The 13,196-nt window shown below is 45.8% G+C and carries 14 protein-coding genes; 4 read left to right on the top strand and 10 right to left on the bottom strand.

Annotated elements, in window-relative coordinates; all coding sequences use genetic code 11:
* Window positions 1–51: 51 nt before the first annotated feature.
* From FNE76_RS08210 to FNE76_RS01840, 3 genes are all read right to left on the bottom strand, one after another.
* Complete coding sequence (locus FNE76_RS08210; protein WP_162983019.1) at window positions 52–201, bottom strand: hypothetical protein; 150 nt, start codon at window positions 199–201, stop codon at window positions 52–54.
* Between the two features lie 96 nt (window positions 202–297).
* Complete coding sequence (locus FNE76_RS01845; RefSeq protein ID WP_143928353.1) at window positions 298–1,950, bottom strand: phosphoethanolamine transferase; 1,653 nt, start codon at window positions 1,948–1,950, stop codon at window positions 298–300.
* A 9-nt stretch (window positions 1,951–1,959) separates the two neighbouring features.
* Entirely contained in the window at window positions 1,960–3,660 is a 1,701-nt protein-coding gene (locus tag FNE76_RS01840; RefSeq protein WP_120948548.1) for an MBL fold metallo-hydrolase, read from the bottom strand.
* Between the two features lie 122 nt (window positions 3,661–3,782).
* Here FNE76_RS01840 and thrC point away from each other — a divergent pair, with 122 nt between their 5' ends.
* Entirely contained in the window at window positions 3,783–5,228 is a 1,446-nt protein-coding gene (gene thrC, locus FNE76_RS01835; protein WP_120948549.1) for a threonine synthase, read from the top strand.
* On the opposite strand, the gene FNE76_RS01830 is transcribed toward thrC, so the two are convergent.
* Genes FNE76_RS01830 through petA form a run of 3 tightly spaced genes read right to left on the bottom strand, consistent with a single transcriptional unit; the run spans window position 5,225 to window position 7,825 of the window.
* A complete protein-coding gene (locus FNE76_RS01830) occupies window positions 5,225–6,082 on the bottom strand; it encodes a c-type cytochrome (RefSeq protein ID WP_120948550.1) in 858 nt (285 codons plus the stop codon). The two genes, thrC and FNE76_RS01830, sit on opposite strands and share 4 nt — an antisense overlap.
* Window positions 6,079–7,311, bottom strand: a complete 1,233-nt coding sequence (locus FNE76_RS01825; RefSeq protein WP_120948551.1) for a cytochrome b — start codon at window positions 7,309–7,311, stop codon at window positions 6,079–6,081. Before FNE76_RS01825 ends, FNE76_RS01830 begins: the two co-directional genes overlap by 4 nt.
* A gap of 10 nt (window positions 7,312–7,321) precedes the next feature.
* A complete protein-coding gene (gene petA / locus FNE76_RS01820; RefSeq protein WP_120948552.1) occupies window positions 7,322–7,825 on the bottom strand; it encodes a ubiquinol-cytochrome c reductase iron-sulfur subunit in 504 nt (167 codons plus the stop codon).
* Window positions 7,826–8,026: 201 nt separating this feature from the next.
* Here petA and FNE76_RS01815 point away from each other — a divergent pair, with 201 nt between their 5' ends.
* Genes FNE76_RS01815 through FNE76_RS01805 form a run of 3 tightly spaced genes read left to right on the top strand, consistent with a single transcriptional unit; the run spans window position 8,027 to window position 10,221 of the window.
* Window positions 8,027–8,518: a hypothetical protein gene (locus FNE76_RS01815; RefSeq protein ID WP_143928352.1), complete on the top strand. Its 492-nt coding sequence runs from the start codon at window positions 8,027–8,029 to the stop codon at window positions 8,516–8,518.
* Window positions 8,519–8,527: 9 nt separating this feature from the next.
* Window positions 8,528–9,304, top strand: a complete 777-nt coding sequence (locus tag FNE76_RS01810; RefSeq protein WP_120948554.1) for an NAD+ synthase — start codon at window positions 8,528–8,530, stop codon at window positions 9,302–9,304.
* On the top strand, window positions 9,301–10,221 hold the full coding sequence (locus tag FNE76_RS01805) for a tetraacyldisaccharide 4'-kinase (RefSeq protein WP_120948555.1): 921 nt from the start codon (window positions 9,301–9,303) through the stop codon (window positions 10,219–10,221). The genes FNE76_RS01810 and FNE76_RS01805 overlap by 4 nt, the downstream gene beginning before the upstream one ends.
* Here FNE76_RS01805 and FNE76_RS01800 read toward each other — a convergent pair.
* Genes FNE76_RS01800 through FNE76_RS01785 form a run of 4 tightly spaced genes read right to left on the bottom strand, consistent with a single transcriptional unit; the run spans window position 10,208 to window position 13,195 of the window.
* Window positions 10,208–10,540 carry a hypothetical protein gene (locus FNE76_RS01800; protein WP_120948556.1) on the bottom strand — a complete coding sequence of 111 codons (333 nt, stop codon included), beginning with the start codon at window positions 10,538–10,540 and terminating at the stop codon, window positions 10,208–10,210. The two genes, FNE76_RS01805 and FNE76_RS01800, sit on opposite strands and share 14 nt — an antisense overlap.
* Window positions 10,527–11,834 carry a DHH family phosphoesterase gene (locus tag FNE76_RS01795; protein ID WP_185962959.1) on the bottom strand — a complete coding sequence of 436 codons (1,308 nt, stop codon included), beginning with the start codon at window positions 11,832–11,834 and terminating at the stop codon, window positions 10,527–10,529. Before FNE76_RS01795 ends, FNE76_RS01800 begins: the two co-directional genes overlap by 14 nt.
* The gene (locus tag FNE76_RS01790; RefSeq protein WP_120948557.1) at window positions 11,834–12,580 is read right to left on the bottom strand and encodes a 7-carboxy-7-deazaguanine synthase QueE; all 747 of its coding nucleotides are present in this window, start codon (window positions 12,578–12,580) and stop codon (window positions 11,834–11,836) included. The genes FNE76_RS01795 and FNE76_RS01790 overlap by 1 nt, the downstream gene beginning before the upstream one ends.
* Complete coding sequence (locus tag FNE76_RS01785) at window positions 12,581–13,195, bottom strand: 6-pyruvoyl trahydropterin synthase family protein (protein ID WP_120948558.1); 615 nt, start codon at window positions 13,193–13,195, stop codon at window positions 12,581–12,583.
* Window position 13,196: the final 1 nt, after the last annotated feature.

The following is a 13,196-nucleotide window of genomic DNA, read 5'->3' as shown; positions in this document are numbered from 1 at the left end:
GGCCACCTGATTTTATCATTCAGGAATACTTTTGTTTAAGGAGACAGCATGTCAGGACATAGCGAAGAATGTTGCCACGGGCACGACAACGAGTGTAGCGAACACCACCATCACCACCACCACCATTATCATGGTGGCACACACCACCACCACCATCACCATCATGGCGAACACCACCACCACCATGATGGGGATCACCATCACCACCACAAAGATTAAGGTGCATCAGCCCCGGTCACGCCGGGGTGGCGCGGATACATCCCATCTTCTCGCTTTATTTAGTTTAGCCTTTTGAACCTATTTCTCATACAGCCGATCCCCACAATAAATTCTCTTTCTCTTGATATCAAACTGGGGGCTAAAGAGATTTTTAGATTCTAGATTATCTTTAGTGTGAATCCCCACGATGGGCAAAAGAGAGTGGATTAAATCATCGCTCATGAAGGGTTTATTGATAGCCTCTGCGATTTGTTTAACCTTTTGGGGATATTTTTGCTTGAAGGTGTCGGTAACATAAACTACAAATGGAATCTCTACGCCATAGGTTGAACAGCGGTGCGCATAGGTTGTGGAACTCTCAAAATTATCTTGGGCATGATCGGAGATGTAGAAAATGATCGCGTTTTTATCTTTGAAAAGATTAAAAATCTCTTTTAAAATATGGTCAGTGTAGTAGATTGAATTGACATAGTCAGCGACAATTTGCTTATCTTTGTCATTTTGGACATGCAAACCTTGATAGGGGATGTCTTTGGGAGTGAATTTGGCAAAGTCTTTGGGAAAGCGTTCATGATAATAAATATGGTTACCATATAGGTGGAACAAAATAAAATTATGCTCCTTTAATTGGGGTTGGATCTGGGCTTTAAACACATCTATGAGCACTTGATCGTATTCTTTGAGTTCAAAATTAGTCCATATATGCGCGGTGAAAACGGTTGGATAGATCGTATAAAAATTTGTTAATAAGGGTCTTTGTTGGTTGTCTAGCCAAAAGGTTTGGTAGCCAGCCGCATTAAACACTGCCCCAAAACTTTTTTGTTCATACCACGGGGTGCTACGGTTTTCCACATCGCTATAGTTCAAGAGAACTTTAAGCGCGCGGTCTGTCCAGCCAAAAGGCGCAATGGTGTCCCGAAACACGAACAAATTGCGATCTCTCTCTCTCTCTCTCTCTGCTAAGCCACTTAAAAAGGGCGTATTGGGGACCGGATAGCCATAGAGATGCATAAAATTACGCGAGGCGCTCTCGCCCACAATCAAAACCACATTGGGCACGCTGTCGCTATCCACTTTAAGGTAATCTTTAGGTAGTGGTTCTCTGATGGCTTGCAAAATAGCTTGGTTATTGCCATATTCTTTCAGACTAGTATAAATGGCATGGCCCTCACGCATCAAGGGGATCACCCGCTCAATGGCTTGACTCGCACCATAGGCGAGTTTCATATTGACAGACTTGATTTTAGTCATATGCGCACCAATCCCCAACACAAACATGGTGATTAAAGCGATATGGATTTTCCGATTTAAACACACATTGACACGCACCACATAGAGAAACAGGACATAAGCCACCACCACTCCTAAAATCACCCCACCATGGGGGAGCACCATACTTGTTAAAAAATCATGACTCTCTTTAAGATTGGTGGCTAAGATCGTGTCGATGGTGCTAGGAGTCAAGAGCATATCAAAATAACGGGCCAAAAAGAAATGCAAAAAGGCAAAAAAAACGCTGATGAATACAAGTGTATTTTTAAGGATTTTGACCACAAGGGGGGATTTGATCAAAGCAAACAGGGCATAAAAAAGATAGAGCACCAAAAACCCATAAAAGGCAATTTTACTCTCAAAGGCGACCAAATGCTTAAACCCCTGCGCATAAGGAGAAAATAAGCCTGCAACAATGGGGGCTAGCCAGCAGAGTAAAAAGCGGTTGTCTAGAATCATGCAAAATCCTTAGACTAATTGAATCGTGTAGGGCTTGGAATCGGTGTAAAAATGGCTAAAATAACGCCAAAATTGGGCCTCATAAACATTGGGTGTACGCTGGATACGGCAATGAAAGCCCCTTAAAATCTCCTCAAAGGGTAAATGGTTTTCAACCACGCAAGCCAAAATCTCGCCCCTAACTTTGAGCACCATCACGCGGTAGCCTTGTTGCTTAGTGATGATGGCATTTGCCTCGATAATTTTAAAACTTTGGGTGGCAAAATCGGCCTGCACGATGGGGCCCACCACCTTTTCAAAAGAGCCATCAGTGGGCACAAAGGCTACGATCTGCTGGGCTTTATAGCCAGATAATTTCAGATAGTTTATGAGTTTGTTGGCATCATAAACAAAGGTGCGGGTGTAAAAATCCACATACCTTTGGGGCACATCTCTTTTGAGCACATGCACATCTTCACGCCACTGGATCAAATCGTTTTCTTTAAACTCTAAGGTCAAGGTGTAGTCCGGTTGTAGCCACACAACTGGGCTTTCTCTGTGGCTACGGGTGTAGGTGTCGCAAATTTGCTTACCATAATCAAGGGCATTTTTGGCATTGGCGTTTTGAACCTCCTGATCGCGAGCGGCCTCTTGGATGTAGGGCGTGGCGATGGGCATGACATAGGAGGCATTGGTGCTTTCTAAGAGCAACTCTAGTTGTTGCTTGAGTCCCTCTAAATGGTTGGTGTGCAATGCCTTTTTTTGTTCGCTATTGTAATTGTCGATACAAAAGGGGAACCCCGAGGTCGCGCCCGCAAAGGAGGTGCAAAGCAAGGTGAGATCGGTGGGGAGATTAAAGGTGTTGAGGTAATTCCCATAGGCATTGATGATCACATCATGCCCAGATAAGCACAAGTATAGCCCGCTCTCTTCTGAGCCATCGCCTGCCTTGAGGATACTGAATTGGAAAAAGGAGCTAAATTCATAGATTTCTTGGAATTCTAGGGTATAGATTTCGGTAAAGCCCAAACCTCTTAGGGCTTTTTCAATGCTCTTAGAGGCAAAGTTGCCGATTAAAAAGGGCTTGCTTTTGGGCACAAAGGCTAGGGTCTGGGGGTGCAGGCAACTGGAGCGATTAGAGGAGATAAAGATAAAATCGGCATTCACCAAGCAATGCACCGCTTCTTTACAGCTTGCCGTCTCTAAGTAGCCACTGCCCAAAAAGCTGGGACCTAGCAACCATGGATCGGTGACACACTTGATACCCCCAGCCTCAATGTGCAAACAAGCGTGGTTGAGCCAACGGATTTTAAAATCGCCCTTAAAGCTGGATTGGTAGGGGTTGGAGAGATCGATAGAAGTTTGGACATGCAAGGAACGCCCCTCGATGTGATATTTGAGGGGTTGTTTTCTATAGCCATTGTGGTAGGTCAAGGTCTTTAAATCCAAAGCCCAGTTACAATGGGGACAACCAGCAATCCCCTTGTTGTGCAGGAGTTTGTCACCTCTGTGGTTACAGGTTTTATCAATGATCCATTCCACTTCGGGTTTCTCGCCCAGTTTAACATGCTTTTTCATACTGACAATGAACTTCCCAATATCATTAATGCCCTCTAAGAGCCCCCGAACCGGGATGACCTCTGTATTCACCGAAGTTTCAAAAAGACCCACACGGCGTAACTTGATAGGGGGTTGGGGACTTTTTGCATCCTTAGGGGGATTGGCAGACATTATCGCTCCTATTTTTAGCAAGATGGGTAATTATACATCAAAACCTTTAGATATGGTGATTTTGCGCCAAACTTATTAAATTTTGGCTACACTTGCACCATCTCAAGCAAGAAGGATTTAGGGTGCTTTTAGTGGATAGCAGAAACCCCCAACAAACCAAGAGTTTTACACAGGCTTTATTAGAGCCCAGTAGCCCCACGGGCGGGCTTTTTAGCTTTCAAAATGTCCCTAATTTGGATTTTCAGGCTTACTTGCATTTGGATTACACTCAGCTAGCCCAAGCCTTGTTTGGGGTGCTTAGTTTAGATGTTGCGCCCGCAATTTTGCAAGAAGCCTTGAAGCGTTATGAGGGTTTTTCAGATATTGCCCCCCTAAAACATCTAAGCCCTACCCTCTATGTCCAAGAACTTTTGCATGGCCCCACTCTGGCTTTTAAAGACATGGCACTCCAGCCCTTTGGAATCTTGCTCTCACAGCTAGCCCAACAACGCCAAGAAAAATATTTAATTTTAGTGGCAACAAGTGGGGATACGGGGCCAGCCAGTCTGGCTAGCTTTGCCTCTTTGCCTAATACCTATGTGATTTGCTTCTACCCCGCTAGCGGAACAAGCCTAATCCAGGCCTTGCAAATGCAAACGATGGACGCGCCAAATTTAAAAGTCTTTGGAATCAAGGGCAATTTTGATGATGCTCAAAGTACGCTCAAAGTCTTACTCAAAGATACGGGTTTTAAAGCCATTTTGCAGAAACAAGGCTTTTTGCTCAGTGTGGCTAATTCGATCAATATTGGGCGCATTGTTTTCCAAATCATCTACCATGTGTGGGGGTATTTGGAATTGGTGCGCCACCACGCCCTGCACTATGGGCAACCCTTGAATATTCTTGTGCCTAGCGGGAATTTTGGGAATGCTTTGGGAGCTTTTTATGCTAAACAAATGGGCTTACCCATTGCTAAAATCGGGATTGTGTCCAATGCTAACAATGTCTTAGAGGAGTGGATCAAAACGGGGGTCTATGATATTAGGCAAAGAAGTTTGCTCAAAACCTACGCTCCAGCAATGGATATCTTAAAAAGCTCCAATGTAGAGCGGCTTTTATATGCCCTCTTGGGCTCCCAGCGCACCCTAGAGTGCATGCAAGCCTTAGAGCAAGAGCAAATCTACACCCTGCAACCTCAAGAACTACAAATCTTGCAAAAGCATTTCGAGAGTTTTAGCTGTGATGATGAATCTTGTTTAAAGAGTATTTTAGAAACTTACCAAAAATATGGCTATCTAGTCGATCCACACACGGCTACAGCATTGCATGCCTACCAACAACTCCAAACAGATTTGCCTTGCGTAGTGGTTTCTACAGCTTCATGGAGCAAATTTGCCCAAACCACGCTTTTAGGGCTTCAAGGCGTGGCTAGCACAGATGACAGACAAGCCCTAGAAATCCTAGCCACTCAGGGCATCACTCCACCCCAGCGTGTCAAAGAACTCTTAAACCGCCCCAAAATCCACACGGAGGTTTTAGAAACAGCCAGTGTTGCTAGCCAAATCCAAGTCTGGCTAGAAAAGCACTAATGGACTTCTCTCCACACCTTTTGTTTCCACAAATAAGCCAAGAAAGCCAAAACGGCAAAGAAAATCATGATCTTGATGCCCAATGCATCTCTTTGGGACTTTTTGCTATCCCCAGTCTTCTCTAGGTAGTGGATAATTTGCTCTTGGGCAACTTTGGTTAAGCCCACTCGAGGCATCGCCGTGCCGGGCAAGATTTTTTGTGGATCGTTTAGGAAAACTTCTAGCTTTTCATGCCCCATACTGCGGATCATCATCGATAAATCTGGTGCATTTGAGCCCAAATAGCGGTGTAAGTCTTTGGCATCTGTGAGCGCATAAATCTTGTCGTATTCGATGTTGTGGCAACGCTGGCAAGCCTGCGCAAAAACCTCTTTATCATCTAGCTTTTTGGGGGCGATGGACACCAAGTAAGCCACAATGTCAGCTAAATCTTGATTGCTAAACTGGGCAAAGGCGGGCATGGGATAGGGGTTAGCATCTTTGTATTTATGCGTGAGTTTGGTAGCTTGTGTGGGGTCTTTGATAAAATGGGCGATAAATTGGGGGTCTAGGACACTACCCACATGGGAGAGATCGGGGGGTACGACTCCAAAACTCGCCCCGGCACTGGCTACATCCATCGGGGCCGGTATTTTTTGATTCTCAATGCCATGGCAAGCTACACAATTTTGTGCCACCAAGTCCTTACCCTTACTCGCATCACCCTTGCTTAGATCAATGGGCTTTAAATCTTTAAAGCTAAAGTCAGCTGGGGCAACTTTGGGCTCCATAATGCTATGGGCATAAGGCTCAACCCCCCAGTAAAGCACGCCAATCACCACGATCAAAATCGCTAAGATCTTGAGTTCTTTCACTGGGCACCGCCTTTCTTCTCAGCCTTAGCAATTAGGGGCAAGACGACAAAGAAGAGCACCAAAAAGACAATAGAAGCCACAAAGCCTACATATTTGTTATTACCCACGGGGGGGAGCTTGCCATAAATGGTGAGCACGATCATATCCACGACCAAAACCCAAAACCAAATATTAAAGGCTTTGCGTTTGTGGGCGGGCTTGACAACCGGGCTATTATCCAAAAAGGGCAACAAGAAAAAGATCACCTGTGCGATCCCAAAGGCGACCAACCCCAAGTTACCATTAAAGAAAAAGCCTCTTAAAACCTCATAGCTCCATAAAAAATACCATTCAGGATAAATGTGGTGCGGGGTTTTGAGACTATCGGCACGCTCAAAATTGATCGGATCCATCGCAAACTCATAGTGATAGCACACGAGGTAAAAGAAAAAGACCATGAAGGCACAGACGACAAAAATATCTTTAGATAAAAACACGGGCCAAAAGGGAATGACTTTAGACTCCTTTTTTTGCCCCTCTTTGTATTTTTTCTCCTCAGCTTCAAAGTCAAGCACCTCGCCTTCTTGGTTATTGACATGGGGGATGCGGAGCGAATAAAAATGCAGACCGATGAGCATGATGATCACCACGGGTAACAAAAAGACATGTAACATGAAAAAACGGGTCAAGGTTGCATCGGCGACAACATAATTACCCCGAATCCACACCAAGAGATCGGGACCGATGAGAGGGATTTTGCCAAAAAGCTGGGTGATAACCGAAGCTGCCCAATAGCTCATCTGCCCCCAAGGTAGCATATACCCGCTAAAGGCTTCTGCACTAAAGGTAACAAACAAGAGCATGCCCCCAATCCAAATCATCTCCCGCCCCTTTTTATAAGAGCCATAATAGATCGCTACGAACATGTGGATATAGATGATCACAAAAATCATGCTGGCAGCTGTGGCGTGGATATGCCGCCACAACCACCCGAAAGCCACTTCTTGCATGATGGTGAAATTCACACTATCATAAGCTAATTTGGCATCGGGTTTATAATACATGAGCAAGAAAATCCCTGAGATCACCAGAGTTGCAAAGAGGGTGAGCAAAATCACCCCCATTGCCCATAAAAAGTTAATATTCTTGGGAATCCAATATTCTGTCATCAACACTTTAGCGAGTTTTTTAACCCCCAAGCGTTGATCCAACCAATCCACTACACCATCTGCTTTTTTGATTTCTGCCATCACCTCTCCTTTATGCGTGCGCCATCATGGCTTTGTATTCTGGACCCACTTCCCCAAAGGTGATCTTAGTGCCCTCTAGCTTAAAAGGGGGGATTTCAAAGGGGCGGGGCGGGGGCGTGCCAGGCACATTCACCCCATCAGGGGTGAAAAGACCCCCATGGCAGGGGCACAAAAACCCCTTATCAATGGACTCAAAATTGGGGATACAACCCAAATGCGTGCAAATTTGCACCCCTACGGTGAAAACCCCATCATTGACTTTAAAATCACGTTTGGCATCAAATTTCATAGCCGCTTTTTTCTTGATAATATAAACAGGCTTGCCCCGCCATGCCACGCTGGAAAACTCCCCCTCTTTCATCCCCCCCACATCCACGGTGGTAAAACCCGCCGACACCACGCTAGGCAAGGGGTCCCAAGTCTTTTTCATGGCGACCAAACTAGCAAGTGCACCCACACCAGCCACACCCGCAAGTGCCATGCCTAAAAAATCCCGACGATCTATTTCAGCCATCATCTCTCCTCTATCTATTTTGCAAAATGTGATTTTACAACGAAAAACTTAATCTTATCCCTTTTTAAGCTCCCCCAAGATTGGCTAAAGGCATGTTAAAATGCCAATAAAAAGGTTAGCATGTTGTCTATGAGTCTTAAGCACAGAATCGGGGTTTTGGAGAGGATAGTCAAGTTAACCAGAGTGCTCATGGGGATCATGTTGTCTAGCCATATCTTGCTCGCCTTAAAACAAGATCGCGTGCCAGAGTGGTTTGATGTGTGTTATGCGTATTCAAAGAATCAATGTGGACTGTGGGATAAGGGCTTTGATCGCATCCAAAACATCGTTGTAGGGCATGGTCGGATGTCTGATTTGGAGGACAAGCAATTTGAACAGGCATGCATAGCATGGAAACTAAGCTCCCAGAAACTCCAAGCATTTTTTAAGGTAAGTGAAACCTATGAGGTTTCGCCCTTTGAAGATTATGATGATCTCCCTTGCCACTTAGAGGGTAGCTTTATGCTAGAGGGGCAAAAATACACCTTTGACATCAATGCAGGAGGGAGTTTCGAGATTCACGATGACAGGGGCAAACGCTATTATTTGGGGTGCAACCCCTTACTTTATGGCGCAGCTTCTGCCATTGATATGATTGATCCCAAATGCGCCCAGTTTTTGCCCTATTTGGGTCAGTTTGCACCCTATCTTTAGGAGAACGCCATGCCAAGCCTCACACCCGATGCACCCCATAGACTCAGTGTTTTTTTGCAAGAACAGAGCGCACAAAGGGGGTTTAACCGCGTGGTGGTGGGTTTGAGTGGGGGATTAGATAGTGCTGTAGTGGCTCTCTTATGCCATAGGGTTTTTAAGCAAAATTGCCATGCCCTTATCATGCCAGCACTCACCTCTAGTCCCCAATCTCAAGATCATGCCCTTTTACTCTGTGAGCGTTTTAACATCTCCTTTAGCCTAGCTCCCATCCAAGCCTACCACCAACTTTTTAATCAAGATCACCCCCAAGCCAGCCTGACACGGCAGGGCAATTTTTGCGCGCGCATGCGCATGATCTGCCTCTATGATCACTCTTTAACCCACCAAGCCTTAGTGGTGGGTACGAGCAATAAAAGCGAACGCATGCTAGGCTATGGGACGATCTTTGGGGATTTGGCATGCGCAATCAACCCCATTGGGGATCTCTTTAAAACCCAAGTCTATGAACTAGCGCGCATGCTAGATGTCCCCTTAGAGATTTTAGAGAAAAAACCCAGTGCGGATTTTTATGTCGGGCAGAGCGATGAAGCCGATTTGGGTTTTAGCTATGTACAAATCGATCCGCTTTTATTTGAGATCAGCCAAAGATGGGCGCATACCAAACAGATCGATTGTGCTTTATTGGTGCAATTAGGCTATGACCCACTCTTGGTAAAAAAAATAGTGGGGCGGGTGCAACAAAATGCCTTTAAGCTAGAGCCTCCTTTGATCTGTAAGCTGTCATGACTTGGCTAGAACGCTACTTTTATGCGCCCAGCCTGTCCCAAAAAATTTTGGCTTATTCTCTTTATCCCATCTCTTTGATCTATACCCAAATCGCCACGCTCAAACGCACATTAGCCCATTATGAAGATTTGCATATCCCCATTATTAGCGTGGGTAATTTGATCGCTGGAGGCAGTGGCAAAACCCCCTTTATTTTGGAGATCGCCCAAGATTTAGCCCCCCATTACCATGTGGGGGTGATCTCTAGGGGGTATGGGCGTGGCTCTCAGGGTTGCCAAGTGGTGAGCCTTCAAGGGGAGGTGTTGATCCCCCAGATTCAAGCAGGTGATGAGGCATTTTTGCTAGCCACCCAGTTAAAAAAAGCTAGCGTGATCGTGAGCGTGGATCGCAAAGAGGGTATTTTGCAGGCTAAACAATTGGGCGCGCAAGTAGTGCTTTTAGATGATGGCTTCCGCTTTGCCTTTAAAAAATTAAATATCGTGCTCAAGCCAGCACACAAGCCCTATTTTGATTTTTGCTTGCCCAGTGGGATTTATCGCGAGCCTGTTAGCTGTTATGATTTAGCCGATTTGCTCATTGAGGAGGGGCTAGATTACCGGCGGGAAGTCAAATTGCTCTGCCCTAGCCCTAGAATGCTCTTAGTGAGCGCGATTGCTCACCCCAGTCGCTTAGACCCCTATTTACCCCCAGTTGTGGGCAAACTCTACTTCAAAGATCATGCCCGCTTTGATCTCTGTTTATTGCAAAAAGCCTTTAAGGAACACGGCGCAACCTCTTTGCTAGTAACCTCCAAAGATGCGGTCAAATTGGCTGATTGTCCCCTGCCCCTAAGCGTGCTGGACTTGCGCTTGCTAATTGAGCCTGCTATTAAGGCCAAAATTTTAGGGTATGTCAAAACGCAACTCAAATCTCTTTGATTTCCAAACATTTTAATTCCCGATCCACATAGTCATAAGTGCCAACCACACAGATTTTCCCCCCAACAATTAATCTCTCTTCGGGATTTTTAAGCTTGTGAAACCACCACTTACACACCAAAGAGGCACTAGTATCGGCTAGCTCCAAATGCAAATGCGCCTTGGAACGCTTCCCCACATAACTCCAATGATTCAAAGTGGCGCACACCTCAAATAAAGGTTCGGCATTCCCCACGCCATAAGGTTCGCCCTGCTGGTAGAGCTGGACAAAGCGTGGGTGATAGAGGGTGGCGATCTGATCCACTCTAAAGCATGCCATGATCTAAAAATTCCAATGCTTTTTCAAAATCCCCCATGCCCTCAAAGACCACCCCACAAGCCAGCTTATGCCCCCCGCCATTCACCCCAATACCTGCTTGTTTCATGCCTGCTAACAAGGCGATCAAATCGGGTTCTTTAGAACGCAAGGAGGCCTCAATCTCTGTGCCTTGATAACGCCAACACAAGGCAAGCAAGCAATCTTGCTCTAAAATTTGATTAGCAATCACGCCTAAAATCCCCCGTGGCACAGCACCGCCCGCATAAAAAAGGCGTTTTTGGCGCACAATTTGTAGGCTTTGCTTGATCTGGGTGACTAATTCTTTACGCCTTTGGTTAGTTTCTAGGAGTAATTGGGCGTAGTAGCCATTGGGCATATTTTGGGAAAGAAAATCCACCACCAAATTACAATGGCAAAACCCCTCAATCCCATCTAAACGCCCAACTGCATTGATGAGCGGGATCACATCCCATGCCAAAGCCGCTAGTTTGTAGGGGTTTTTATAGAGACTTAGGGCATAGAGTTGTTGGAGATTAGCAGGCATGCCCTTTTTCAAGTTAGCATCCATGCGTTGGACGAGTTGCCGGTTATAGGGCATGGATAAATCCATTAAATCCCCAATCGTACTAATACCAGCTAAAATCTGCATGTAGTGCAGGTGATCTAAACGCATTTTGATCTGGTAATGTTTGGCATAAGCAAGCATGAGCAAGTAAGCCACACATGCCCCACTAATGCCCTTAAAATTATGCTGGTCGCCTAGCAAAGGATGCACGAAAGCATCGCATTTTGGCACGCGCCCCTCTAAAAATTCATGGTGATCGCTTAAAATCAAGGTGCTTTGATAAGACTTGAGCATTTCATGCACCTCATCGCCAATCCCCGCGCCATTATCAATACTCAAAAATAGGCTATTGTGCAAATTGAGGGCTTGTCCCCCTTGAATGCCGCCTACAACATACACCTCGCCCACCAAACGCCTTTTGGTAGTGTATTCCTCCAAGAGGGGCACACTCACGCCATAACTATCCACATTGCGGCGGGGGATAATATAATGCACTAAGGGGTAGCCTAGCACCTCCCTAAAAAAATACAGCACAAGGGCTGTCCCGCTCATGCCATCACAATCATAATCGCCCACCAAGATAATTTGTTGTTGATTCTGTATTGCCTTGTGCAACAACTCAAGGGCTTTGAGTCCATCGCCCATCAACAAGACATCATCTAGACTAAACTTATGCTTGCCATCCTCGTGGCTAATCCTCTCAATATAGGCTTTAAACTGCGCTAACATCAACGGCCCTTGGCATTGTCCCACAAGTGGATATGCAGCCGATCGCTCAAGCCATAGCCATGTTGCAAGCACACGGGGGCGAGGGCTTTTAAGTTGGCTTGGACTTGGGCGTGGGTGATGCCCATGGGCATTAAATAAATGGGGGGCAGAGTTTTGAGGCTTAAAGAATCCATGAAGGCTTGGATTTCTTGGATGCCTTGATCGATATAGGGTGCGCCTAACACGAATTTAAAGACTACAGGGGCGTGATCCAAGATATTTTGAACTGCCCTTAAATTTAATCTTTTAGGCGCGCTCTCAATAAAGCTTAGCTTGACACTCAGGGTAAAATGCAGGGACTCTAAGAGGGAGTCAAAAGCAAACAATACGCTTCCATTGCTCTCAACCCAAATTGTAAAGCCCTCTTGCACCCACACGCTCAAAGCCTCTAGCAAAATCGGGTTTTTAAAGTGCAAACTAGGCTCACCCCCGGTTAGCACAATCAGGGGCTTTAAAGATTGTGGCATGAGGGCATAGACACGCTCTAAAAGTGTCTGACTCTGTGTGATCTCTTGCCACTCTGCATTAGGATAGACCGCATAGGCACTATCACACCCGATCACCTCTTGTTGGTCAAGCTTGTTTTTAACTCCAAAGCCCATACAACGCAAATTGCACCCCCCCAAGCGCACAAACACGCTGGGCACACCCACGCATGCCCCCTCACCCTGCAAACTATAAAAGGTTTCTACAAGAGGTAAATGCATTTAAATTTGTCTTAGGGGCGTGGGGCTTTTAAAGGGCTTTAGGGCTTTAGGGCTGGCATGGTAGTTTTGGAGTTGCTCTAATAAAAGCGGGTTGGGCAAGTCTTGCAAAATAGCCGGGGAGAATTGCACGCTGTGCAAGCCAATACCTGCCATCAGATCGGGGTTACGCAAATCCTTTAAAAAACTTTGGGCATAGCCATAATCAGTTTCATGCACGCGCACCGAACTCACGCTTAAGGGAGCTTCCTCGTTTTGCAAAGCGGTGGCTTGTAAAATGGCATTGAGGAAAAAATGGAACATCAAAGCATAACCTTCCGCACTGGGGTTAAAACTGAGCCTGACATAGCGCGCGCTGTGGGTGGTGATAAAATCTTGAAACTCTGGGCTTTCTTGATCCCAAAAATGGTGGGCGTGATCGAAAGCATCGATGAAACTAGCGATCTCTTGCTTGAAAATGCCAAAATCTAAAAGCATGCCGGCACGATCGAATTTGTGGGCTTCAATGAAGACCTCTAGGGTGTAGTTATGCCCGTGTATGCTGGTGGCGCAACGCTTGGAAGTGCAATTGCGCACAACATGGCTGGCACAAAAGCCAAAGGATCGCCTAATTTGCATT

It is taken from the genome of Helicobacter mehlei, assembly GCF_007280785.1.
GTDB lineage: Bacteria > Campylobacterota > Campylobacteria > Campylobacterales > Helicobacteraceae > Helicobacter > Helicobacter mehlei.
The sequence above is the reverse complement of the archived record's forward strand: the minus strand, read 5'-3'. Positions and strand labels throughout refer to the sequence as shown.

Excerpts from the sequence above, each read along its gene's own strand:
- FNE76_RS01785 (WP_120948558.1), bottom strand. The coding sequence starts at position 13,195 with ATGCAAATTAGGCGATCCTTTGGCTTTTGTGCCAGCCATGTTGTGCGC.
- FNE76_RS01790 (WP_120948557.1), bottom strand. The coding sequence starts at position 12,580 with ATGCATTTACCTCTTGTAGAAACCTTTTATAGTTTGCAGGGTGAGGGG.
- petA (WP_120948552.1), bottom strand. The coding sequence starts at position 7,825 with ATGGCTGAAATAGATCGTCGGGATTTTTTAGGCATGGCACTTGCGGGT.
- FNE76_RS01795 (WP_185962959.1), bottom strand. The coding sequence starts at position 11,834 with ATGTTAGCGCAGTTTAAAGCCTATATTGAGAGGATTAGCCACGAGGAT.
- FNE76_RS08210 (WP_162983019.1), bottom strand. The coding sequence starts at position 201 with ATGGTGATCCCCATCATGGTGGTGGTGGTGTTCGCCATGATGGTGATG.
- FNE76_RS01840 (WP_120948548.1), bottom strand. The coding sequence starts at position 3,660 with ATGTCTGCCAATCCCCCTAAGGATGCAAAAAGTCCCCAACCCCCTATC.
- FNE76_RS01800 (WP_120948556.1), bottom strand. The coding sequence starts at position 10,540 with ATGGCATGCTTTAGAGTGGATCAGATCGCCACCCTCTATCACCCACGC.
- FNE76_RS01805 (WP_120948555.1), top strand. The coding sequence starts at position 9,301 with ATGACTTGGCTAGAACGCTACTTTTATGCGCCCAGCCTGTCCCAAAAA.
- FNE76_RS01845 (WP_143928353.1), bottom strand. The coding sequence starts at position 1,950 with ATGATTCTAGACAACCGCTTTTTACTCTGCTGGCTAGCCCCCATTGTT.
- FNE76_RS01825 (WP_120948551.1), bottom strand. The coding sequence starts at position 7,311 with ATGGCAGAAATCAAAAAAGCAGATGGTGTAGTGGATTGGTTGGATCAA.
- FNE76_RS01810 (WP_120948554.1), top strand. The coding sequence starts at position 8,528 with ATGCCAAGCCTCACACCCGATGCACCCCATAGACTCAGTGTTTTTTTG.